This is a genomic window from Acidovorax sp. 100, assembly GCF_003688355.1.
Lineage (GTDB): Bacteria > Pseudomonadota > Gammaproteobacteria > Burkholderiales > Burkholderiaceae_C > Acidovorax > Acidovorax delafieldii.
On record NZ_REFD01000001.1, the window covers coordinates 3,222,438 to 3,244,434 of the forward strand.

18 protein-coding genes are annotated in these 21,997 nt (G+C 66.0%); 2 read left to right on the forward strand and 16 right to left on the reverse strand.

Annotation, left to right across the window (positions count from 1 at the left end; translation table 11 throughout):
- Nucleotides 1-9: 9 nt before the first annotated feature.
- From C8C96_RS14915 to gabT, 7 genes are all read right to left on the reverse strand, one after another.
- Nucleotides 10-1,698 (reverse strand): methyl-accepting chemotaxis protein, encoded by a 1,689-nt coding sequence (locus C8C96_RS14915; RefSeq protein WP_121942793.1) that lies wholly within the window; start codon nt 1,696-1,698, stop codon nt 10-12.
- Complete coding sequence (locus C8C96_RS14920) at nt 1,695-2,819, reverse strand: ABC transporter substrate-binding protein (protein WP_233584241.1); 1,125 nt, start codon at nt 2,817-2,819, stop codon at nt 1,695-1,697. The genes C8C96_RS14915 and C8C96_RS14920 overlap by 4 nt, the downstream gene beginning before the upstream one ends.
- A 2-nt stretch (nt 2,820-2,821) precedes the next feature.
- Nucleotides 2,822-3,640: an ABC transporter permease gene (locus tag C8C96_RS14925; protein ID WP_116749982.1), complete on the reverse strand. Its 819-nt coding sequence runs from the start codon at nt 3,638-3,640 to the stop codon at nt 2,822-2,824.
- 31 nt (nt 3,641-3,671) lie between these two features.
- Nucleotides 3,672-4,916, reverse strand: coding sequence for an ABC transporter permease (locus C8C96_RS14930; protein ID WP_121944029.1), 1,245 nt, complete (start codon nt 4,914-4,916; stop codon nt 3,672-3,674).
- A 101-nt stretch (nt 4,917-5,017) separates the two neighbouring features.
- Complete coding sequence (locus C8C96_RS14935; protein ID WP_121942795.1) at nt 5,018-6,052, reverse strand: ABC transporter substrate-binding protein; 1,035 nt, start codon at nt 6,050-6,052, stop codon at nt 5,018-5,020.
- Between the two features lie 52 nt (nt 6,053-6,104).
- Entirely contained in the window at nt 6,105-7,214 is a 1,110-nt protein-coding gene (locus C8C96_RS14940) for an ABC transporter ATP-binding protein (RefSeq protein ID WP_121944030.1), read from the reverse strand.
- A gap of 30 nt (nt 7,215-7,244) precedes the next feature.
- Complete coding sequence (gene gabT / locus C8C96_RS14945; protein WP_121942796.1) at nt 7,245-8,537, reverse strand: 4-aminobutyrate--2-oxoglutarate transaminase; 1,293 nt, start codon at nt 8,535-8,537, stop codon at nt 7,245-7,247.
- Nucleotides 8,538-8,739: 202 nt separating this feature from the next.
- Here gabT and C8C96_RS14950 point away from each other — a divergent pair, with 202 nt between their 5' ends.
- On the forward strand, nt 8,740-10,176 hold the full coding sequence (locus C8C96_RS14950; RefSeq protein WP_056065047.1) for a PLP-dependent aminotransferase family protein: 1,437 nt from the start codon (nt 8,740-8,742) through the stop codon (nt 10,174-10,176).
- 275 nt (nt 10,177-10,451) lie between these two features.
- Here C8C96_RS14950 and C8C96_RS14955 read toward each other — a convergent pair whose 3' ends face one another.
- The 9 genes from C8C96_RS14955 to C8C96_RS14995 all read right to left on the reverse strand — a co-directional run bounded on the left by C8C96_RS14955 (nt 10,452) and on the right by C8C96_RS14995 (nt 19,044).
- Nucleotides 10,452-11,126, reverse strand: coding sequence for a GntR family transcriptional regulator (locus tag C8C96_RS14955; protein WP_056744569.1), 675 nt, complete (start codon nt 11,124-11,126; stop codon nt 10,452-10,454).
- A 67-nt stretch (nt 11,127-11,193) separates the two neighbouring features.
- Nucleotides 11,194-12,219: a TRAP transporter substrate-binding protein gene (locus C8C96_RS14960; protein WP_121942797.1), complete on the reverse strand. Its 1,026-nt coding sequence runs from the start codon at nt 12,217-12,219 to the stop codon at nt 11,194-11,196.
- Nucleotides 12,220-12,276: 57 nt separating this feature from the next.
- Nucleotides 12,277-13,542 carry a TRAP transporter large permease gene (locus C8C96_RS14965; RefSeq protein WP_121942798.1) on the reverse strand — a complete coding sequence of 422 codons (1,266 nt, stop codon included), beginning with the start codon at nt 13,540-13,542 and terminating at the stop codon, nt 12,277-12,279.
- 37 nt (nt 13,543-13,579) lie between these two features.
- Nucleotides 13,580-14,215, reverse strand: coding sequence for a TRAP transporter small permease (locus tag C8C96_RS14970; RefSeq protein ID WP_121942799.1), 636 nt, complete (start codon nt 14,213-14,215; stop codon nt 13,580-13,582).
- A 149-nt stretch (nt 14,216-14,364) separates the two neighbouring features.
- Nucleotides 14,365-15,732, reverse strand: coding sequence for an FAD/NAD(P)-binding oxidoreductase (locus C8C96_RS14975; protein ID WP_233584242.1), 1,368 nt, complete (start codon nt 15,730-15,732; stop codon nt 14,365-14,367).
- The gene (locus C8C96_RS14980) at nt 15,729-15,989 is read right to left on the reverse strand and encodes a 2Fe-2S iron-sulfur cluster-binding protein (protein WP_199737542.1); all 261 of its coding nucleotides are present in this window, start codon (nt 15,987-15,989) and stop codon (nt 15,729-15,731) included. The genes C8C96_RS14975 and C8C96_RS14980 overlap by 4 nt, the downstream gene beginning before the upstream one ends.
- Nucleotides 15,990-16,012: 23 nt before the next feature.
- Nucleotides 16,013-17,128, reverse strand: coding sequence for an FAD-binding oxidoreductase (locus C8C96_RS14985; protein ID WP_121944033.1), 1,116 nt, complete (start codon nt 17,126-17,128; stop codon nt 16,013-16,015).
- A 28-nt stretch (nt 17,129-17,156) separates the two neighbouring features.
- On the reverse strand, nt 17,157-18,092 hold the full coding sequence (locus C8C96_RS14990; RefSeq protein ID WP_108498410.1) for a 4-hydroxyproline epimerase: 936 nt from the start codon (nt 18,090-18,092) through the stop codon (nt 17,157-17,159).
- 34 nt (nt 18,093-18,126) lie between these two features.
- Entirely contained in the window at nt 18,127-19,044 is a 918-nt protein-coding gene (locus tag C8C96_RS14995) for a dihydrodipicolinate synthase family protein (RefSeq protein ID WP_055398099.1), read from the reverse strand.
- Between the two features lie 255 nt (nt 19,045-19,299).
- Between C8C96_RS14995 and alaS the strand changes: the two genes are divergently transcribed.
- Nucleotides 19,300-21,927 carry an alanine--tRNA ligase gene (gene alaS, locus C8C96_RS15000; RefSeq protein WP_121942800.1) on the forward strand — a complete coding sequence of 876 codons (2,628 nt, stop codon included), beginning with the start codon at nt 19,300-19,302 and terminating at the stop codon, nt 21,925-21,927.
- The last annotated feature ends 70 nt before the right edge of the window (nt 21,928-21,997 follow it).

Here is a 21,997-nt window from a genome sequence, read left to right on the forward strand (position 1 = left end):
AGGGCGAATTCAGTGCCAAAGTGCGGGCAGTGCGGCGCGTGGATGCGGGGCGACGAACAGGCTATCACGGGCAGTACGGGCGAGTGTCGCCTGCGTTGCAGGGGCCTTGGGCAACTGAAAAATACTAACCAACTCGGCCAGACGCGCTGCCTGGCCTTGCAGGCTCTGGGTGGCGGCTGTGCCTTGTTCCGCCAGGGCAGCGTTTTGCAGGGTGGTTTCGTCCAACCGTGCCATGGTGCCGCTGATCTCGCGGATGCCTTCGTACTGGCGCGTCATCGCGTGGTGCATGTCACCGATCATGGCGCTGATGTCGTGCACCTGCGAAACGATGGCGTGCACCGAAGCCCCTGCCTGCTGCACATGCTGGTGGCCTTGTGCCACCTTGTCCACGTTCTGGTGGATGAGCCGCTTGATCTCTCGGGCTGCCTCGGCGCTGCGCTGGGCCAGAGAGCGCACTTCGGTGGCCACCACCGCAAAGCCCCGACCTTGCTCGCCAGCACGCGCCGCTTCCACAGCAGCGTTCAGCGCGAGGATGTTGGTCTGGAACGCAATACCGTCAATCACTGCCGTGATGTCGCTGATGGTCTTGGACGACGTGGAGATGTCCTCCATGGTGGCCACCATCTGCTGCACGGCATGTCCGCTGTCTGCCGCTGCGCCAGAGGCTCCGTCTGCGAGGCGGTGGGCTTGCTCTGCCTTGACTGTGCTGTCCCGCACCGAATCGGTCAAGACCGCTACGGCAGCGGCGGTCTGCTGCAGATGGCTGGCCTGCTCTTCCGTGCGCTGGCTCAGGTGGAGGTTGCCGGTGGCCAACTCTGCCGAGCCGGTGGCGATGCTCTCGCTGCTGTTGCGCACATCGCCGACTAGGGCCGCCAGGTGGCCGCGCATGGTGTCCATGGCCGCCATGACACTGCCCGGCAGGGGGCGCGCCGACCCGGCCGAAGTTGCCGCGCTCAGGTCGCCCTGGGCGATGACCAGCGCCATGTGCGCCACATCAACCGGCTCGCCCCCCAATTGCCGCGTGATGGAGCGGATGACCATCGCGGCCAGGCCTGTGCCCAGCAGCAGCGCCAAGGTGCAACTGCCCGCGAGCAGGGCCATGGAGAACACATAGGTGGCCCGACCTTTGGCCGCCAACGCGATCGCTGCGTCGGTGGTGAACTGCCATTGCTGTTCCACCGCCGCTGCACTGGCCGCAAACAACCGCTGCGACCGGCCGGTGAACAGGCGCCGCGCTTCTTCTGCCCGGGCGGGGTCGGAGAGCGACTCCCGCGATACGGCGCGCAGCTTGTCCCAGTAGCCCATGGCCGTTTGCGTCACGTCGGTCACCGCCATCCACAAGGCACGGTCTTCTTCACCCGTCAGGCGCTTCTCGTGTTCAGCGAGACTGCTGCGCAGCTGGGCATGGGCTTCGTCAATGCCCTTTTCCAGAAGGTCCATCTCGGCGGCAGAGACGGTCATGAGGTGTTGTGCCTGCAATATCCGGATGGCGGCCAGCTTTTCCTGCCAGGACTTGACGGCCTGCAGCGATGGCGTGGTATTGCGTGTGTAGTGGTCCAGCGTTTCATGGAGCACGCGGATGCGCTGCGCTGCCACCAGGCCCACACCCGCCAGCAGGGCCAGCAGCAAGCCCAGCGTGCACATCAGGCGCACCCAGACCTTCATGGCGGCGATCGATTGCAATGTTTTGCGGATCATGGTGCGCCTCCTGCCCAACGGCGCTCTACCGACGCACCGTGCGTGCGCCAGAAACTGGCGTCAAAAGCCAGCGATCTGCGCAGGTTGGAGGGGGCGGAGGGCAGGTCGCTGGGGGCCATCGACAAGTCGACCAACGGGGTGTGCGCTGAGCCACCTCCTACCGGTTCTGCAGATCGGGGGCGATTTTCTTCATAGCGCAGGATGGCCCCCATGTGGGTGGGGCCGTAGGGAATCGCCTGCGAAAAAGTGAGCTGCGCAGTCTCCGAGGTGGCAAAGCGAATGAAGTCCAGCGCCATCGCCTGCCGTGGCGTGCCCCGCACAATGGCCCAGTAGTCCATCTCGTAGATCGCATCCATCCAGACGATGGACAGGCGCGAGGACTGGGTGGCTGCATTGGCTGCAGCCACGCGGCCATTGAAGGCCGTTGTCATGCCGACCGTGCCGTCGAGCAGGTTCTGCGGCCCTTGTGCACCCGACTCCCACCACACGATGTGGGGCTTGAGTTGTTCCAGCTTCTTGAGCGCGCGTGCCAAGCCGGCTTCACTGTTCAGTTGGGCGTAGACATCGCGGCGGTGCACGCCGTCGGCCAGCAGTGCGATCTCCAGGTTGTAGCGCAGGCCTTTGCGCATGCCGCGCTTGCCGGGAAAGCGTTTGGTGTCCCAGAAGTCGGCCCAGCTCCTGGGTGCTTCCTTGCCAAACCGCTGGCTGTCGAAGGCCAGCACCGTAGACCAGACGAAGGCCCCGAGTCCGCAGTCTTGCACCGTGCCGGGCAGAAGCATGCTGGCGTGGGGCACGCTCGTGCGGTCAATGCGCTCGAAGTGTCCTGCGGCGCAGCCATTTGCCAGGTCGGCGGATTCCACCTCCACCACATCCCATTCAGGCTTGCCGCGCTGGATCATGGCGCCCACCTGGGCCAGGTCGCCCGTGTATTCAACGCCTTGCACCTTGGCACCCTTGGCGTTGGGGGTGGCTTCAAAAGGCGCATAGAAGGCCAGTTGCTGGGCTTTGGCATTGGCGCCGCCAAAATTGGCCACCGTCAGCGTCTGACCGAGCGCGGGGCTTACGGTCAAGGCCAGGCCACACGACACCCCAAGGGCGTGCTTCACAAAAGCGTGGCGCATGCTCAGCCCCTGCGCGTGCGCAACCACTCCAGCGCCAGCAAGAGGCTGGTGGTGAAGAGGATGAGCAGTGTGGCCACGGCGGCAATGGTGGGCGAAATGTTCTCGCGGATGCCGTTGAACATCTGGCGCGGCAGCGTGGACTGGTCGGCCCCGGCCAGGAAGAGGGTGACCACCACTTCGTCAAAGGAGGTGGCAAACGCAAACAGCGCGCCGGAGATCACGCCCGGCGCAATCACCGGCAGCGTGACGCGGAAGAAGGTGTTGAGCGGTGTCTCACCCAGGCTCAGCGAGGCGCGCACCAGGTTGTGGTTGAAGCCCGCCAGCGTGGCCAGCACGGTGGTCAGCACAAAGGGTGCGCCCAGGGCTGCGTGCACGATGATGAGGCCGAAGTAGCTGTCTGCCAGGCCCAGCGGCGCGAAGTACAGGTAGGTGGCCACGCCCACCACGATGATGGGCACCACCATGGGGGCAATGAGGATGGCCATGAGCAGTCCCTTGAACCGGAAGTCCGCCCGCGACAGGCCCACGGCGGCCAGGGTGCCCAGCACAGTGGCAATCAGCGTGGCTGCGGGCGCCACGATGAAGCTGTTGCGCGTGGCACGGGCCCATTCGGCCGACTCGAAGAGGTTGCGGTACCACTTGAGCGACCAGCCGTGGATGGGGTAGGCGAGGAACGAGCTTTCGGAGAATGACAGCGGCACCATCACCAGGATGGGGGCCAGCAGGAACACCAGCACGGACACGCACAGCGCGCGCACGGCCCACCAGCCGAGCTTGTCGGCCAACGTGGCGTACAGGGGGAATTGGGGCAGGCGAAACATGGTCAGCGACTTTCAGCTTAGGAGGGAGTGATCAGCCCAGACTCAATTCGGCCTTGCCAATGCGGCGGTACACGCCATACAGTAGCAGCGTGGCTGCCAGCAGCAGGGCACCCAGCGCGCAGGCCATGCCCCAGTTCACTTCCACATTGGTGTAGCGGGCGATGTAGTAGCTCAGCATCTGGTCATCGGCCCCGCCCAGCAGTGCGGGCGTGACGTAGTAGCCAATGGCCAGGATGAACACCAGCAGCGCACCCGCGCCAATGCCGGGGTAGGTTTGCGGCACATACACCCGAAAGAACGCGGCAATCGGCGAGCTGCCCAGCGACACCGCCGCGCGCAGGTAGGTGGGCGGCACGCTTTTCATCACGCTGTACAGCGGCAGGATCATGAACGGCAGCAGTATGTGCACCATGGCAATCACCACGCCTGTGCGGTTGAACAGCAGTGCCAGTGGCTGTTCGATCAGGCCCAGGCCCATCAGGCCCCGGTTGACCAGGCCTTCGGATTGCAGCAGCACGATCCATGCGGCCACACGCACCAGGATCGAGGTCCAGAAAGGCACCAGCACCAGGATCATCAGCACGTTGGCCGAACGCGCAGGCAATGAGGCCAGCCACCAGGCCAGCGGGTAGCCCACCAGCAGGCACACCAGTGTGACCACCAGGCTGATGTGGAACGTGCGCAGCAGGATGCCCCCAAAGGCGCGCTGCTCCTCGGGCATGCGCTCGACCTGGCCCAGTGCGTCGCGCTGCAGGTCCACCGATGCGAGCAGGTAGTCGGGCGTCCAGCGGGCGCCGTTCTTGGCAATGGCGCGCCAGAAGGGTGCCTCGCCCCAGCGGGGGTCGGCGCCCAGCAGGCGCTCCCTGATGGCGTCGGCAGAACCTTCAAAGGGCAGGTCGCGGTAGGCCCCCATCACCATGGAGCGTGCGCCCGGCACCTCGGAGTTGAGCCGGCGAGCCAGGGCGCCAGCGTCCGAACGGTCGGGCAGGCGGGCGAGATCGCCCACCAGCGCGGCGTAGGCCGACGCCGGTGGTGCGTCCCGTCGGTCCCAGCCGTCCAGGGCACGCATGGTGCCGGGCAGCGCGTTGGCCACTTCGGGGTTCTCCACCGCGCGCTGCAGCAGCGCGGCAATGGGCACCAGCAGCGTGAGCAGCAGAAACACCAGCAAGGGCAGCGTGAGGCTGAACGCCCGCCATTTGCGACGCACTTCGGCGCGGGCCAGGGCTTTGCGCAGCGCGCCGGGGGCGTGGCTGTCCTGTGCGCGGTGCGGGGCCATATCAGGGGCGTTCATGGCGATCACGCCGGAGTGGGCTTGCATGGTGGTGGGCTCTGTCTGCTGCTGGTGTGGGCTCATGGCTCAGGCGGTCGGGCGCAGGCTTACTGCGTGGCCCAGGCGGCAAAGCGCTTTTCCAGCGCCTCGCCCTGGTCGGCCCAGAAGCCCACGCTGAACTGCAGGGCCTCCTTGGCGTTGGTGGCCGAGGTGGGCAGGTCGTCCAGCACCTTCTTGTCCAGCGACGCCAGGGCCTTGGTGTTGGCCGGGCCATAGGCAATGTTCTGTGCATAGGCGGCTTGCTGTGGGGTCTGCATCGTGAAGGCGATGAACTTCACAGCAGCATCCTTATTGGGTGTGCCCTTGGGGATGGCCCAGTAGTCCAGGTCGTAGATGCCGCCGGGCCAGTAGATCTTGAGGTTGCGGCCTTCGCGGTTGGCGGCGTCGATGCGGCCGTTGAACACCGTGGTCAGGGTCACATCGCCTGCGACCAGGAACTGGGGCGCCTGGGCACCGGCCTCCCACCACTGGATGTTGGGCTTGAGTTCGGTCAGCTTCTTGAACGCGCGTTCGGCGCCGTCCTTGGTGGCCAGCACCTTGTACACGTCGGCGGGCTTCACGCCATCGGCCAGCAGCGCAAATTCGAGGTTGTAGCGCGCGCCTTTGCGCATGCCGCGCTTGCCCGGGATCTTCTTGGTGTCCCAGAAGTCAGCCCAGCTGGTGGGTGGGGTCTTGAGCTTGTCGCCGTTGTAGGCCATGACGGTGGACCACACAAAGATGCCCACAGCGCACTCGTTCACCGCAGCGGGCAGCAGGTCGGCCTTGGGCACGATCTTGCTGTAGTCCAGCTTTTCGTACAGGCCTTCATCGCAGCCGCGCGCGGCGTCGGGCGATTCGACCTCGACCACGTCCCAGGTCACCTTCTTGGCCTCGACCATGGCCTTGACCTTGGCCTGCTCGCCGTTGTACTCCACGGCCACGATCTTGTTGCCGGCCTTTTCGTAGGGCTCGTAGAAGGCCTTCTTTTGCGCATTGGCGTTGGCACCGCCGAAGTTGACGACGGTGAGTTGCTGCTGCGCCAGGCTGGGCAGGGCCAGGCAGGCAGACAGGGCAGCGCAGGCGATCAGGCTCTTGTTTTTCATGGTGCGGTTTCCTAGGGGTTGAGGGAAGGGGACGGGGAACAAAAAATACGGTTCAGTGAACGGTGGGCGGGGCGTAGATGCGCACGGACTCCGTGGGGAACTCCAGCAGCACCGCATCGCCAGGTTCGGGGTGCGGGTTGGCGTCGGCGCGGATCAGCGGCAGCTTGACGGTGGCCTGCGCCTGGCCGGCGCCGATGTCGCACATCAGGCGCAGGTGGTCGCCGTAATAGATGGCACGGGCCACCGTGGCGCGCAGGGCGGGGGCCTGGGGCGCAGCGCTGGCGGCATGCAGCGCAATGCGCTCGGGGCGGATACAGGCCTCGGCCGGGGCGCCGGGTGCCAGGTGGTTCACATTGAGGCCGGGCAGGCGCTGGCCGTCAGGCAACTGCAGTGCCCACGCCGTACCATTGCCTTGCAGCGTACCGGTGATGACCGTGCTGTCGCCCACAAAACCCGCCACAAAGCGGTTGGACGGGGTCTCGTACAGTGACTCCACATCGGCCAACTGCTGAATGACACCTTCGTTGAACACCGCCACGCGGTCGCTCATGGTCAGGGCTTCGCCCTGGTCATGGGTCACGTACACAAAGGTCACACCCAGCTGGCGGTGCAGCTCTTTCAGCTCGATCTGCATGTGCTCGCGCAGCTGTTTGTCCAGGGCTCCCAGGGGCTCGTCCATCAGCACCAGCTGGGGGTTGAACACCAGGGCGCGGGCCAGCGCCACGCGCTGCTGCTGGCCGCCCGACAGGCGTGCGGGCAGGCGGTCGGCCATGCCCGACAGGCGGACCATGTCCAGCGCCTTCTTCACGCGTTCGGCCTGCTCGGCCTTGGGCACCTTGCGCACGGTGAGCGGGTAAGCCACGTTCTGCCCCACGGTGAGGTGGGGGAACAGCGCGTAGTTCTGGAACACCATGCCAAAGTTGCGCTTGTGCGGCGGCGTGCGCGTGATCTGCTTGCCATCGAGCAGGATGTCGCCCGCGGTGGGCGATTCGAAGCCGGCCAGCATCATCAGCGTGGTGGTCTTGCCAGAGCCCGAAGGCCCCAGCAGGCTCAGGAACTCGCCGCGCTGGATGTCCAGGTCCAGCGCACGCACCACAAGCTGTTCGCCGTCGTAGGTTTTTTGCACGCCGCTGAAGCGGACCAGGGGTTCTGCGTGGTTCATGGTGGTGGAGGCAATCAAGGGAGAAGGGATTCAGCCCACAGCCGCGAAGCTGTCGGCCAGGATGGCCAGGCCTTCGTGCAGCAGTTCGTCCGATGCCGTCAGGGGCACCAGGATGCGGATCACGTTGCCGTAGGTGCCGCAGGACAGCAGGATGAGCCCGCGCCGCGCGGCTTCGGCCACGACCTTTTTGGTCAGTGCGGCGTCGGGGCGGTGTACATCGCCGTTTTCAAACAGCTCGATCGCCACCATGGCACCCAGGCCGCGCACGTCGCCGATGGCGGGTACTTTGGCGGCCATTGCTGTCAGGGCACTGACCAGCAGCGCGCCCATGTCCTGGCTGCGGGCCAGCAGGTTTTCCTGCTCGAACGCATCGATCACCGCCAGGGCTGCCGCGCAGGCCACCGGGCTGCCCGCATAGGTGCCGCCCAGGCCGCCAGCTGCAGGCGCGTCGATGACGTCAGCGCGGCCCACCACGCCCGACAGGGGGAAGCCGCCCGCCAGCGACTTGGCGGTGGTGATGAGGTCGGGGGCCACCGGCCATTGTTCGCAGGCGAACCACGTGCCCGTGCGGCCCGCGCCGGTCTGCACTTCGTCGGCAATCAGCAGGATGCCGTACCGGTCTGCGAGGGCCTTGAGGCCGGTGATGAACTCGGGCGGGGCCACATAGAAGCCGCCTTCGCCCTGCACGGGCTCGACGATGAAGGCGGCCACGCGCTCGGGCTCGATGTCGTTCTTGAAGATCAGCTCCACCGAATGCAACGCCTGCTCCACGCTCACGCCATGCAGTGCGTTGGGGAACAGCGCGTGGTAGGTCTCACCCGGGAACGGACCAAAACCCACCTTGTACGGAACGACCTTGCCGGTGAGGCCCAGCGTGAGGTTGGTGCGGCCGTGGTAGCCGCCCGTGAAGGCGATCACGCCAGGGCGCTTGGTGTAGGCGCGGGCGATCTTGATGGCGTTTTCCACGGCCTCGGCGCCGGTGGTGAGCAGCAGGCTCTTTTTGGCAAACGCGCCGGGGGCCAGCGTGTTCAGGCGCTCACACACTTCCACGTAGGGTCCGTACGCCACCACCTGAAAGCACGTGTGGGTGTACAGGTCCAGCTGGGCCTTGACGGCGGCGATCACGCCAGCGTGCAGGTGGCCGGTGTTGAGCACCGCGATGCCACCGGCAAAGTCGATGAAGCGGCGGCCCTCCACATCCCACAGCTCGGCGTTGCGTGCCTTGTGGATGAAGAGTTCATGGGCCTGGCCCACGCCCCGGGCCACGGCGGCGTGGCGGCGGGTGAGGAGGGCGGCGTTGGTGAAATGGCGGTCTTGCTGCATGGTGTGGGCGGTGGCTGTGAAGGACAAAAAAGGGAATGAAAACCAGGAATGGGGCGAATTCTGGAATCCACGCCACGGCCCGTCCATGTACAGCGCAGCGCTGTTTGGCGCGCACTGTGCAGGTCTAGAATCCTGTACAGGCAATCCCTGATTTGGTGTGCGCCAACCCAGTGCACAATTCGCCCCCTTTTTTGCTCCCCTGATGCTCACTCTCAGCCCCGACCTCCAGACACCTCTGGTCAGCCAGATCGTCGATGGTCTGCGGGGGCTCATCGCCGGGCAGGTGCTCAAACCCGGCAGCAAACTCCCGTCCATCCGCGCTTTTGCCGCTGCGCACGGCGTGAGCGTGTTCACCGTGGTCGAGGCCTACGACCGCCTGGTGGCGCAGGGCTGGCTGGTGTCGCGGGCCAATGCGGGCTTTTTTGTGAAGCGGCGGGGCGACGAGGGCGCTGCGCCCGGCACTGGTGCGCCCGAGCGGGCCGTGCCCCGTTTTGATGCGCGCTGGTACCTCAAACAAATTTTTGAAAACCGCAACCTGCCCATGAAACCGGGCTGCGGCTGGCTGCCGCACGACTGGCTGTTTGGCGATGCGGTCAAACGCAGCATGCGCCAGCTGTCGTCCGACGGGCCCGAACTGGACGGCTATGGCCTGCCGCACGGCCACATGGCGCTGCGCATGGTGGTGGCCGAGTCGCTGGCCGAGCACCATCTGGCGGTGGACGCCGACCAGGTGCTGCTCACGCAGGGCTCCAGCCAGGCGCTGGACCTGGTGGCGCGTCGTCTCGTCAAGCCTGGCGATGTGGTGCTGGTGGACGACCCCGGCTACCCCAACCTGCTGTTCATGTTGCGCTTTGCGGGAGCGCAAGTGGTGGGTGTGCCGCGCACCGCCACCGGCTACGACCTGCCCGCCCTGGAGGCTCTGCTGGCCGAGCGCCAGCCCACGGTGTTCTTCACGCAGCCGCGCCTGCAAAGCCCCACCTGCTCGGTGGCATCGGTGGCGCACCTGCACCGGCTGCTGCAACTGGCCGAGCAGCATAACTTCATGCTGGTGGAGAACGACATCTACGCCGACATGGACCCCGGTGTGCGTCCCTCGCTGGCCAGCCTGGACCAGCTCAACCGCGTGATCTACCTGGGCAGCTTCTCCAAGACGATTTCGCCCAACCTGCGCACCGGCTTTCTGGCGGCGCGGCGTGACCTGCTCGACGAGCTGGTGCAGCTCAAGATGATCTCGGGCCTGACCTCGTCAGAGATCACCGAGCGCATCACGTTTGGTGTGGTGACGGATGGACGCTGGCGCAAGCACCTCAAGTCGCTGCGCGAACGCCTGGCCGAGGCGCACCGCACGGTGGGGCGGCGCTTGCTGAACCTGGGGTTCGAGCTGTTCCACGAGCCCGAGGCGGGCATGTACCTGTGGGCCCGGCACCCCGACCTGCCCGACAGTGCCGAACTGTCGAAAGAGGCCACCGGTGCGGGCATCATGCTCGGGCCGGGTCAGCTGTTTCTGGTGGAGCCCCGGCCTACGGGCTGGCTGCGGTTTAACGTGGCGTTCAGCCAGGACGAGCGGATGTGGCGCTTTCTGGAGCAGCGCATCGAGATGGGCCAGCAGGTGGCGGAACAGGGCAGTTCCCTGGCCTGAGTACGCGGTTTGAAGCGTTTTGGGGCGGATGCGCTAGTGCAATATGCCTGGATTGCTATCAAATAGATAGTGATTGACGCAACTGCCCGTGGCCCGGGGGGCTGGTCCATAGGGACCCTCTGCACGAATCACCGCGTCGTGTGCATCAGCGGGCTCGGGCGGTCTGCAGCGTTGCAAATACTCGCAATAGCAACGGCTATTGCTGCGTTTTGCGCCTTGCAACCCCTCCCGATCCGCTGCGCTCACTTGGCCAGCGAGATTCGTGCAGAGGGTCCCTAGCGGTCGATGATGCGCCGCGCAAAGCGCTCCAGGTACTCCATCAGCTGCTCCGCGCCCGCCACGGCCTGGGCCTCGTCGCCACTGGCAATGCCCTGCGCCAGTTGCATGTGCGCGCGGGCACCCTCTGACACCTCGCCTTCGTGCTGGTAGGCGTACCAGAAGCGGCGGCACTGCACGATGAGCGGTTGCACGCATTTGACGGCCGAATGGTTCTGGCTGGCCTGATGGGTGACGAGGTCCAGCTCATGGTCGGCCAGCATGTAGTCGTCGAGGTGGCCGCGCGCTGCGGCCTGCACCATGTTTTCCGCACAGCGCACGATGGCCTGGCGCTGCGGCGCGGTGGCGCGGCGTGCGGCGTTGGAGGCCAGCAGGCGCTCCAGCACGCGGCGGGTCTGGATCACGTCCAGGTGGTCGGCCAGGTCGATGTGCGACACCAGCAGCCCGCGCCGGGGCTGCTGCACGATGAGCCCGATGGACACCATGCGCAGCAGCGCCTCGCGCACCGGAGTGCGGCCCAGGCCCGTGCTCTCGGCGATCTCGGCCTCCACCACGGGGCTGCCGGGCTGCAGCTGCAGCGTGGAGATCATGGTCTCGATGGCGTCGTAGGCCACGTCCGCCGCGCGCCGCTTGGGCGCGGGGTCTTGCTGAGGGGAGGGGCGGCGGAGTGTCATCGGGCGTGAAGGACGTTGCGGGAGGCCGCATCTTATGGGATGCGGCCCCGGTGACCCTTGCGGACTGTCAGAGGCTTGCGCCCGCCTTGCGCAGCTCGGCAATCTGCGGCGCCTTGGGCAGCCACAGCTTGTCGAACTCCTGGATGATGCCGTCGGGGTTGAACGACGATGCCGTCTTGAAGGCGATGGATGTGCCCTTGAACTTCTCGATCAGCCCGGCCTCGGTGGTCACGATGTCGTTGATCTGCGCATCCAGCGACTGGGCCACCAGCTTGCGGATGATGTCCTTGTCCTTGGCATCCAGCCCTTGCCAGATGCGGCCGGAGACCAGCGGCGCGAACGGCATGAACAGGGCGTTCATCTGCAGCAGGGCCTTGGCCACCTTGTCGAAGCGCTGGTTCCACGAGAACTCGATGTCCGCCTCCAGCCCGTCGACCTGGCCGTTGCTCATGGCGTCGAACACCTGGGGCGTGGGGATGGGCGTGGGCGCGGCGCCGAGCATTTGATAGAAGTCGCGGTACACGGGCGTGGGGTTGATGCGCAGCTTCATGCCCTTGATGTCGGTGGGCACGTTGATGTCCTTGGTGGAGAACACGGCGCGCATGCCGGTAATGCCCCAGCCCAGGCCAATGGTGCCGGTTTCGCGCGGCAGCACTTCGAGCAGCTTGGTGGCGGAGGGGTGTTTGACGAGTTTGGCCACGGCAGGCGTGGAGCGCACCAGGTAGGGCGCATTGATGGCTGCAATGCTGGACACGCGCGAGCCCAGCTCGGCCGCCTGGATCCAGCCCATGTCGAGCGCGCCGGACTGCAGCTGCTGCATCATCGCCGCCTCGTTGCCCAGCTGGCCCGAGTGGAAGACCGTGACGCTCAGGCGGCCATCGGTTTCCTTCTTCAGCGCCTCGCCAAACTGCACGGCAGCGCGGTTCCATGAGTGGCCTGCGGGCGTGATCAGCCCCAGGCGAAACTCCTTGGCATCGGCTGCACGCACCAGGGCCGGAAAGCCCAGCCCCGTGACGGTGGCAGCGGCCACGGCGTGGCGCTGAATGAAATGGCGGCGGGTGACAGCGGGGGTGCGGGCGGGCTGGGTCGTCATGGTGAACTCCGTGTGAAAGAACTTTGGGAGGGGACGGGGGATTTGCTGGGCGGCGGTCTACTTGAGCAAACCGAGCGACAGGCTTGGGAACAGCGACAACATCACCAGCGCCACGCAGCTGATGATGAAAAACGGCAGCGTGACGATGAACATCTTTCCGGGCTTGGCCCCGGTGACGGCTGACGCGACAAAAAAGCTCAGGCCCACGGGTGGGGTCATCAGCCCCAGCACCAGGTTGACGACGATCACCACACCAAAATGGCGCGGGTCGATGTGATAGACCTCGGTGGCAATCGGCAGCAGGATGGGGGCGGTCATGATGAGACCGGGGATGCCGTCGATCACCGTGCCGATGACCAGCAGGATGACGTTGGTGAGCAGCAAGAAGGTGACCGGGTCGTGCGCCACGGTCTGCACCCAGGCGGCCACCATCTGAGGCACCTTGCCGTAGATCAGCAGCCACGAGAACACGGCCGCTGCCGCCACCAGAAACAGCACGATGGCGGAGTAAATGGCCGAGCGCAGCAGGATGGCCGGCATGGCGCTGAAGCGGAATTCCTTGGTCACATACCGGCCCACCAGCGCAGATACCAGCGCGCCCACGGCGGCCGATTCGGTGGGGTTGGCCAGGCCACTCAGTATGGAGCCCACGATGATGATGGGGATCAGCAGCGTGGGGCTGGCCTGCACCACGGTGCGCGCGCGCTGGGCCAGCGTGCGCTTTTCGCTGCGCGGGTAGTTGTAGACAAAGCCCATGAGCGCGATCACGACAAAGAACAGCACGGTGAGCAGCACGCCGGGCAGGATGCCTGCAATCAGCATGTCGCCCACGGCCACCTGGGCCAGCACGCTGTAGACCACAAACATCACCGAGGGTGGGATGATGGGCCCCAGCATGCCGCCGTACACCGTGAGGCCCGCCGCAAAGGTCTTGTCGTAGCCCTGCTTTTCCATCTCGGGCACCATGACCTGCGACATGATGGCCACCTGCGCGGTGGCCGAGCCAATAATGGATGACACCAGCATGTTGGCCAGGATGTTCACGTAGGCCAGCCCCCCTTTGACGGAGCCGATGAAGGCCATGGACAGGTCCACCAGCCGCCGCGTGATGCCGCCGCTGTTCATGATCTCGCCGATCAGGATGAACAGCGGGATGGCGATGAGGCCATAGCTGTCCACCCCGCCGAACATCTGCATGGGGAACGACTGGAACAGCACCGGGCTGCCGATGCTGAGGATGTACACCGCGCCCGACAGGCACAGGCACACGCCGATGGGCACACCCACCATCAAGGCGGCGAGGAAGAACAGGGTGGTGATCATGGTCGGGCTCTGGTGGGTTTTGCTGGCGTAGGGGCGTTCAGTTCACGGCGTCAGCGTTGACTACGTCGAAGCCCGCGTGCTGCACACGCTCTGCGGCGCCCATGTCTTCGAACAGGTTGGCCAGTGCATGCACGCTGAAGGTGGCCGAGAAGATCGGCAGGATGAGTTGCAGCACCCACGTGGGCCAGTTCAGCGTCTGGGTGCGCTCGGTGTAGATGAAGTTGAAGCTCTCGGCCGCAAACTCTTTGGCGTCAAAGCCGTAGCGCGCAATGCCGATGGGGTCCATCCACACCCAGCACATCACCAGCATGGCCAGGCCAAACAGCAGCACGCCGGACGTGGCTACTACCTTGAATGCCTTGGCGCCCCGCGCGCCGAGGTGGTCGGTCAGCATGGTCACGGCAAAGTCCATGCGCAGCCGCGTCATGACCGAGGCGCCCACAAAGGTCAGCCAGACCACCGTGTAGACCGCCGCCTCGTCCACCCAGTAGATGGGCATGCCGGTGTAACGCGTGACCACGTTGAGCAGGATCAGCAGCACCAGCAACGTCATGAGGGCGGTGAGCAGATGCCGCTCCATGCGCAGAACCTGCGTGGACAACGCCAGCACCCAGCGGACGGGAGCGCGCGGCGCCGGAGAGTGCGGGGCGGGTGGACTGTTGGGTGTGGGCATGATGGGGTTCCTGGGGAGGAGGGCGCGGCGATGAAAGAAAAGCCTTGTGCTTTTTAATATCTAACAAATATATTTAAAAGCAAGATGGATGCCTGCTGGGTGCGGGTAAGCCCTGAAAGGAGGGACGGGGGAAAACGGCTGCGCGCCCGTCAGCCCGAGGGAGCTGCGGGCTCGCGCTGAGCGCTGGTGGTGGGCGCGGACGTGCAGGCGGCCAGCGTGCCAATGCGTGTGGGCGCCAGCAGATGCCGTGGGGGCGCAGGCGTCCAGCCAAACAGGTGCTGTGCGGCAGCGCCGCAAATGCGGCCCTGGCACGCGCCCATGCCGCAGCGGGTGTGGAGCTTGGCATCGATCCAGCCGTTGCGATCGGCCAGTGCAGCGTAGGGCACGTCTTCGCAGCGGCACACCAGGGTGGCAGGCTGCGCCAGGGTTTTGAGTGCTCCGTTCAGTGGAAAAGAAGCCAGCAACGCCTGCGCAAAGCCCTCCCAGCGTGCCAGTTGCGGGCGCAGCGCCTGGGCCTGTTGCGCCTGTCCCGCCGCCACATGCCCTGCGATAGCGCCCTGAACCAGTGCACGTTCGCTGCCGCCAAAGCCGGTGGCTTCACCCGCGGCGAACACTCCGGGCACGCTGGTGCGCATGTGGGCATCGACAGCCAGGCCCTGGCCACCGCTCAGCGGCCCGCCCAGTGTGCAGCCCAGCATCTGCCCCAGGTGGGTGTTGGGCACCAGCCCGAACCCGCAGGCCACGCGGTCGCAAGCCATGGTTTCTTCGGCGTGTTGGCCTTTGCGCAGCCTCACTGTTTGCACCTGCGTGGTGCCTTGGACTTCCAGCACATGGCTGCTGGCGCGCAACTGCGGGTGAAGCAGCGTGAGGGCTTGCAACGCCTTGGCAGGCCAGCGCGGCAGTTGCGCTGCAAAGCCAGCGAGCGCGCTCCACGGCGCCTGCTCCGCCACGCGCACCACGGTGGCACCCGCTTTGTTGGCGGTGGCGGCAGCGGCCAGCAGCAGAGGGCCTGTGCCTGCAATGACGATGCGCTGGCCGCGCACGTCGAGCCCTGCCTTGATGAGGGCCTGCAAGGCGCCTGCACCCGTCACACCGGGCAACGTCCAGCCCGGAAAGGGCAGCAGCAGCTCGCGGGCTCCGGTGCACAGCACGATGCGGTGGCTGTGCTGGGTCCAGCCCCGGACTGCGTCTTCCAGCAGCAGGGCCGGGGCCTTGTCGCCGGGTTGGGAATCACCCAGGCCCACCACGCGGGTGCCCGGCAGCAGGCGGATGTTGGTGTGCCGGGCCAGCGCCGCGCGGTGCTGTTGCGCCAGGGCGGGTAAGACCACCTGGGGGCCGTCGCGCCAGATTTGCCCGCCGGGCTGCGGGTTGTCGTCCACGATGGTGATCGCTGCCCCGCTGGGCGCGGCAGCGAGGGCAGCCGCCAAACCTGCAGGGCCTGCGCCGATGATGAGGATGTCGCAGCGCTCGTGCGCCGAGTGTTGCTCGGTCATGGGTGGGGTCACGGGCTGGTTCATGGCGTGGCGCTCCCGGGTGCTGTGCCGACATCGGTGTGAATCGACATGCCCTCGGTGCAGACCGTCTGGCACGCCAGGCGGGTGCGGCCGTGGATGCGGACCCTGCATTCGTGGCACACCCCCATGCCACACAGCGGTGCCCGCGCTGCGCCGGTGACCGAGGTGCGTGTGGTGCCGGGTGTTTGCTGCGCCAGCGCGGCGGCGACGCTGGTCCCTGGGGGCACCTGCAGGGGGGTGCCATTCACCACGATGTGCACCAGGGCGGGTGTTCTGGATGCGGTCATGGTGTGCTCAGGCCCGCAAAGCGGGCAGGTGCAAAGGGCGTGGGGTCGATCGCCGGGGTGCCCCCTGCGATCTGGGCCGCCAGCAACTGCGCGGTGGCCGGGGCGGTGGTCACCCCCAGCCCTTCATGGCCCACGGCCAGCCACAGGTGCGGGTGTTCGGGGTGCGCGCCAATCAGCGGCAGGCTGTCTGGCGTGGCGGCGCGAAAGCCGGTCCAGGTGCGGATGACGTTGAGTTCGGCCAGGCCTGGCAGGTAGTCGAGTGCCCGTTGCAGCATGCGCGCCATCACGGCGTTGTTGACGGCGGGGTCGGTGGTGTCGAACTCGCGCGACGAGCCGATCAGCAACTGCCCTGTGGGCCGGGGCTGCACGTTGAAGGCCACCGAGGTACCGTCGCTGTGGTGCGCGCTGGTGATGTAGCCCAGCTCCACCAGCTGGTGGTGCACGGTGCCCGGGTAGCGGTCGGTGATGACGAGGTGGCCCTTTTTGGGGCGCAGCGGCAGGCCGGGGCACAGCTGCGGGGCGTGGATGCCGCTGGCCAGCACGATGGCGCCTGCGCTGCGCTGGCTTCCGTCGCGCAGGGTGACGGTGTGGCCGTCGATCTGCATCGCTTCAGCCTGCTCCAACACAAGGTGTCCGTGGGCTGCGGCCTGGTCCAGCAGCCACTGGGCTGCGCGCGGGGCGTAGACCACGCTATCCCCCTGCACCTTGAGCGCACCCGCCAGACCGGGGCGCAGTGCGGGTTCTGCGCGGGACAGGGCGGCCGCGTCGAGCATGTCGCAGGCGATTCCGTGTGCTTGCAGGGTGCTGCGTTTGTCATGGGCCGCCTGCAGCTCTGCATCGTTGGCGGCCAGCCAGAGCGTGCCGCAGGGCGTGAACGCACAGCCCGCATCCATGTGGGGTGCCCAGGTGTGCCAGAGGTCCAGCGATGTCTGGCTCAGCGCCAGTTCTGCCGGGTTGTCATCCATCACCACCAGATGGCCCATGCCCGCCGCCGTGGCACCGCCGAGGCGCGCATCGATGACACGTACCGACAGCCCGACCGACACCAGCGCATGGGCGCAAGCGGCACCCACGATGCCAGCGCCAATCACAAGGACATCGGTGTGTTGCATGGGGCGCGGGTGCAGCAGCAGGGCTGGGTTAAAGCCGAATGCCCCAGCCAAAGGGGTCCTTGTCTTCAATCAGCAAAGTAGCGTCGGCGCTCATGTGCGCGCGGCCCCGCAAGGTGGGGATGACCTTGCCATCGTCCTGCAGTGTGTAGCTGGCCTCGAACTGACTGCCGATGATGCTGGCCTGGCGCCAGAGTGCGCCCGGTGCCAGCTTGCCGTCAGCCGCCAGGCAGGCCACCTTGGCGCTGGTGCCCGTGCCACAGGGCGAGCGGTCATAGGCCTTGCCGGGACACAGCACATAGTTACGGCTGTCGGCCTGGTCGTCGTCGGCAAACAACTCGATGTGGTCAATCTCGCCGCCGTTGTCGCCCCGAATGCCCTGGTCTTTGAGGGCTTGCTGCACGGCGCAGCTGTAGGCCATCAACGCCTCCAGGTTGTCGCTGGCTACGCGCTGGCCGTGGTCAGAGATCAGGAAGAACCAGTTGCCGCCCCAGGCCACATCGCCCACCACGCGGCCATGGCCGGGCACGTCCACCGCCAGCTGATGATGCAGCCGGTAGGCCGGCACGTTGCGCACGCTGACAGAGCCATCGGTGTGCAGGGTGGTGGTGACGGTGCCCACCGGGGTTTCGATGCGGTGCTCGCCAGGGGTGATGCGGCCCAGGTAGGCGAGCGATGCGATCAGCCCGATGGTGCCGTGGCCACACATGCCCAGGTAACCGCTGTTGTTGAAGAAAATGACGCCCGCTGCGTTGGCCGGGTCTTGCGGCGCGCAGAGCAGCGCCCCCACCACCACGTCGCTGCCACGCGGCTCCAGCACGGTGGCGGCCCGCCAGGCATCGTGGCGCTCGGCCAGTAGCGCACGCCGTTCGGCCATGGTGCCAGTGCCCAGGTCCGGGAAACCGTCGATGACAAGCCGGGTCGGCTCGCCGCCCGTGTGGGAGTCGATCACGTGGATGCGTTGCATGGTGCTGTGGTGGTGGAGTAGGGCGCTCAGTGTCTCAGGCGACAGACTGGTATTTTGTAGGGCGCGTGGCCAGGGCCTTGCGCACCACACTCTCGACAAATGCGCGTTCGTCGCCCACCAGGGGCAGGCGGGGGCGGCGCATGTGTTCGGTGCCCACACCCACCAGCGCATCGATGAGCTTGAGGTTCTGCACGAGCTTGTTGGACACATCCAGGTGCAGCATGGGCGTCATCCACTGGTAGAGCGGCAGCGCCTCGGCAAATTTGCCCGCTTTCATCAGGTCGTACAGCGCCACGGTTTCGCGCGGGAAGGCGCAGCCCACGCCGGCCAGCAGGCCGTCGCATCCCAGGGCCAGGCCTTCGTAAGCCAGGTCGTCCACGCCCAGGAAGAGCTGGTAGCGGTCGCCCACGGTGTTGCGCAGGTCGGTGATGCGGCGGATGTCGCCGGTGCTTTCCTTGATGGCGGCGATCCACTCGCAGTCGGCCAGCTCCACCATGTGCTCGGGCTTCAGGTCCACGCGGTAGGCCACAGGGTTGTTGTAGACCATCAAGGGGCGCTGGGCGGCGCCCGCCATGGCGCGCACATTGGCCATGGCCTCGCGGGCATCGGCCACGTAGATCACCGAGGGCATGACCATGTAGCCCGCCACACCGAGCTTGTTGCCGCCGTCGATGTACCGCAGGGCTTCGCGGGTGCTGGTTTCGGACACGTTGGCGAGTACGGGTACGCGGCCGTCAGCGGCTTCGAGGGCGATCTTGGCGACCTGGAGCTTTTCTTCGAGTGTGAGGGTGCTGGCTTCGCCGAGAGAACCGCAGGTGACCAGTCCGTGGATGCCGTTGCGGATCTGGAAGTCGATGTGGCGGGCTGTGCCCTCGGCGTCGATGGACTCGTCGGCGTGGAACTTGGTGGTGATGGCAGGGAAGATGCCTTGCCAGCGGGGTTGTGGGTTCACGAGGGGCTCCTTGGATCGGTGGGTGGGTTGCGGTTATTAATATATTAACAAGATATTTAAAGCGCGCAAGCGGATTTTTCAGCATTCGTTGGCGCATGGAGTGGAGGCGTCTGTCCCCGCCCTGTCGCCCTCCCGCCACGGACCGCCAGACTGCAAACCTATAATGAAAGGTTGGTCCCCATAGGGGCAGCGACAGGCAGCGCGCAGGCGCGGGTCCTGCGGCCTGCCTGCTGCGTGCAACCACTCCACAACACCATGAGCACTCCCACTTTTTCTGTCGCTGACATCCGCAAGTCCTTCCTGGACTTCTTCGTCTCCAAGGGCCACACCGTGGTGCCGTCGAGCCCTCTGGTGCCTGGCAACGACCCCACGCTGATGTTCACCAACTCGGGCATGGTGCAGTTCAAGGACGTGTTCCTGGGCACCGACAAGCGCTCGTACAACCGGGCGGTGTCGGTTCAGGCCTGCCTGCGTGCGGGTGGCAAGCACAACGACCTGGAAAACGTGGGCTACACCGCGCGCCACCACACCTTCTTTGAAATGCTGGGCAACTGGTCGTTTGGGGACTACTTCAAGCGCGAATCGCTCAAGTGGGCCTGGGAGCTGCTGACCGAGGTCTACAAGTTGCCGCCAGAGCGCCTGCTGGCCACGGTCTACCAGGAAGACGACGAGGCCTACGACATCTGGACCAAGGAAATCGGCTTGCCGCCCGAGCGCGTGATCCGCATCGGCGACAACAAGGGCGGCCGCTACAAGTCCGACAACTTCTGGATGATGGCCGACACCGGCCCCTGCGGTCCCTGCAGCGAAATCTTCTACGACCATGGCCCGCACATTGCAGGCGGCCCTCCCGGCAGCCCCGATGAAGACGGCGACCGCTTCATCGAGATCTGGAACAACGTGTTCATGCAGTTCAACATGGACGAGACGGGTGCCGTGACCCCGCTGCCCGCACCGTGCGTGGACACCGGCATGGGCCTGGAGCGCCTTGCGGCCATCCTGCAGCACGTGCACAGCAACTACGAGATCGACCTGTTCGACGCGCTCATCAAGGCCGCCGGCCGCGAGACCGGCGTGACGGACCTCAACAACAAAAGCCTGCGCGTGATCGCCGACCACATTCGCGCCACCGCGTTTTTGGTGAGCGACGGTGTGATCCCCAGCAACGAAGGCCGTGGCTATGTGCAGCGCCGCATCGTGCGACGTGCCATCCGCCACGGGTACAAGCTGGGCAAGAAGACCCCGTTCTTCCACAAGCTGGTGGCCGACCTGGTGCGCCTGATGGGTGACGCCTACCCATCCCTGCGCGAGCAGGAGCAGCGCATCACCGAGGTGCTCAAGGTGGAAGAAGAGCGCTTCTTCGAAACGCTGGCCAACGGCATGGAAATTCTGGACACGGCCCTGGACGGCGGCGCCAAGGTGCTGCCTGGCGATGTGGCGTTCAAGCTGCACGATACCTATGGCTTCCCGCTCGACCTGACCAACGACGTGTGCCGCGAGCGCGACGTGGAAGTGGACGAGGCAGGCTTCAAGACCGCCATGGAAAAGCAGAAGGCCCAGGCCCGCGCTGCTGGCAAGTTCAAGATGGACAAGGCGCTGGAGTACAACGGTGCCGCCAACCAGTTCACGGGCTACGAACACCTCGCAGAGACTGCAAAAATCGTAGCAATCTATGTAGACGGTACTAGCGCTGCAGCACTGAAAGCCGGCCAAAACGGCGTGGTGGTGCTGGACACGACCCCGTTCTACGCCGAAAGCGGCGGCCAGGTGGGTGACGAAGGTGTCATCACCAGCGGCTCGGCCCGTTTTGCGGTCGGCGATACGCTCAAGATCAAGGCCGATGTGTTTGGCCACCACGGCACGCTCGAAGAGGGCACGCTGAACGTGGGTGACACGGTGCAGGCCCAGGTGAACACCGCCGTGCGCGCTGCCACCATGCGCAACCACTCGGTTACGCACATCATGCACAAGGCCCTGCGCGAAGTGCTGGGCAGCCATGTGCAGCAAAAGGGCAGCCTGGTCAATGCCGACCGCACGCGCTTCGACTTCACACACAACGGCGCCGTGACGGCGGCTGAAATCCGCGAGATCGAACGCCGTGTGAACGAAGAAATCCTGGCCAACCAGCCCACGCAAGCGCGCGTGATGGACATCGAGTCGGCCCAGAAGACCGGCGCCATGATGCTGTTTGGCGAGAAGTACGGCGAAACCGTGCGCGTGCTCGACATCGGCACCAGCCGCGAACTGTGTGGCGGCACGCACGTGCAGCGCACGGGCGACATCGGCCTGTTCAAGGTGGTGGGCGAAGGTGGCGTGGCTGCTGGCATCCGCCGCATTGAGGCCGTGACTGGCGCCAACGCACTGGCGTACTTGCAGAACCTGGAAGACACCGTGAACCAGGCCGCCAGCACCCTCAAGGCGCCGGTGGCCGAGCTCAACGGCCGCATCAGCCAGGCGCTGGACAACGCCCGCGCGCTCGAAAAGGAAGTGGCTGCCTTGAAGGGCAAGCTGGCCTCGAGCCAGGGTGACGAACTGGTGAGCCAGGCGGTGGAGGTGAAGGGCCTCAAAGTGCTGGCTGCTGCGCTGCCGGGTGCCGACGCCAAGACCCTGCGCGACACCATGGACAAGCTCAAGGACAAGCTCAAGACCGCTGCCATCGTGCTGGCCGCCGTGGATGGCGACAAGGTGCAGATCGCTGCGGGCGTCACCGCCGACAGCGTGGGCAAGCTCAAGGCGGGCGAACTGGTCAACTTTGTCGCCCAGCAAGTCGGCGGCAAGGGCGGCGGCAAGCCCGACATGGCAATGGCTGGCGGCACGGACGCGTCCAAGCTGCCCGCAGCACTGGCTTCGGTGACAGGCTGGGTCACGCAGCAACTGGGCTGATGTACCGGTCACCACGGCGGCACCCGCCGCTGTGGTGTGGCAGCCATGGCTGCCAAAAAGAGGGTGACGG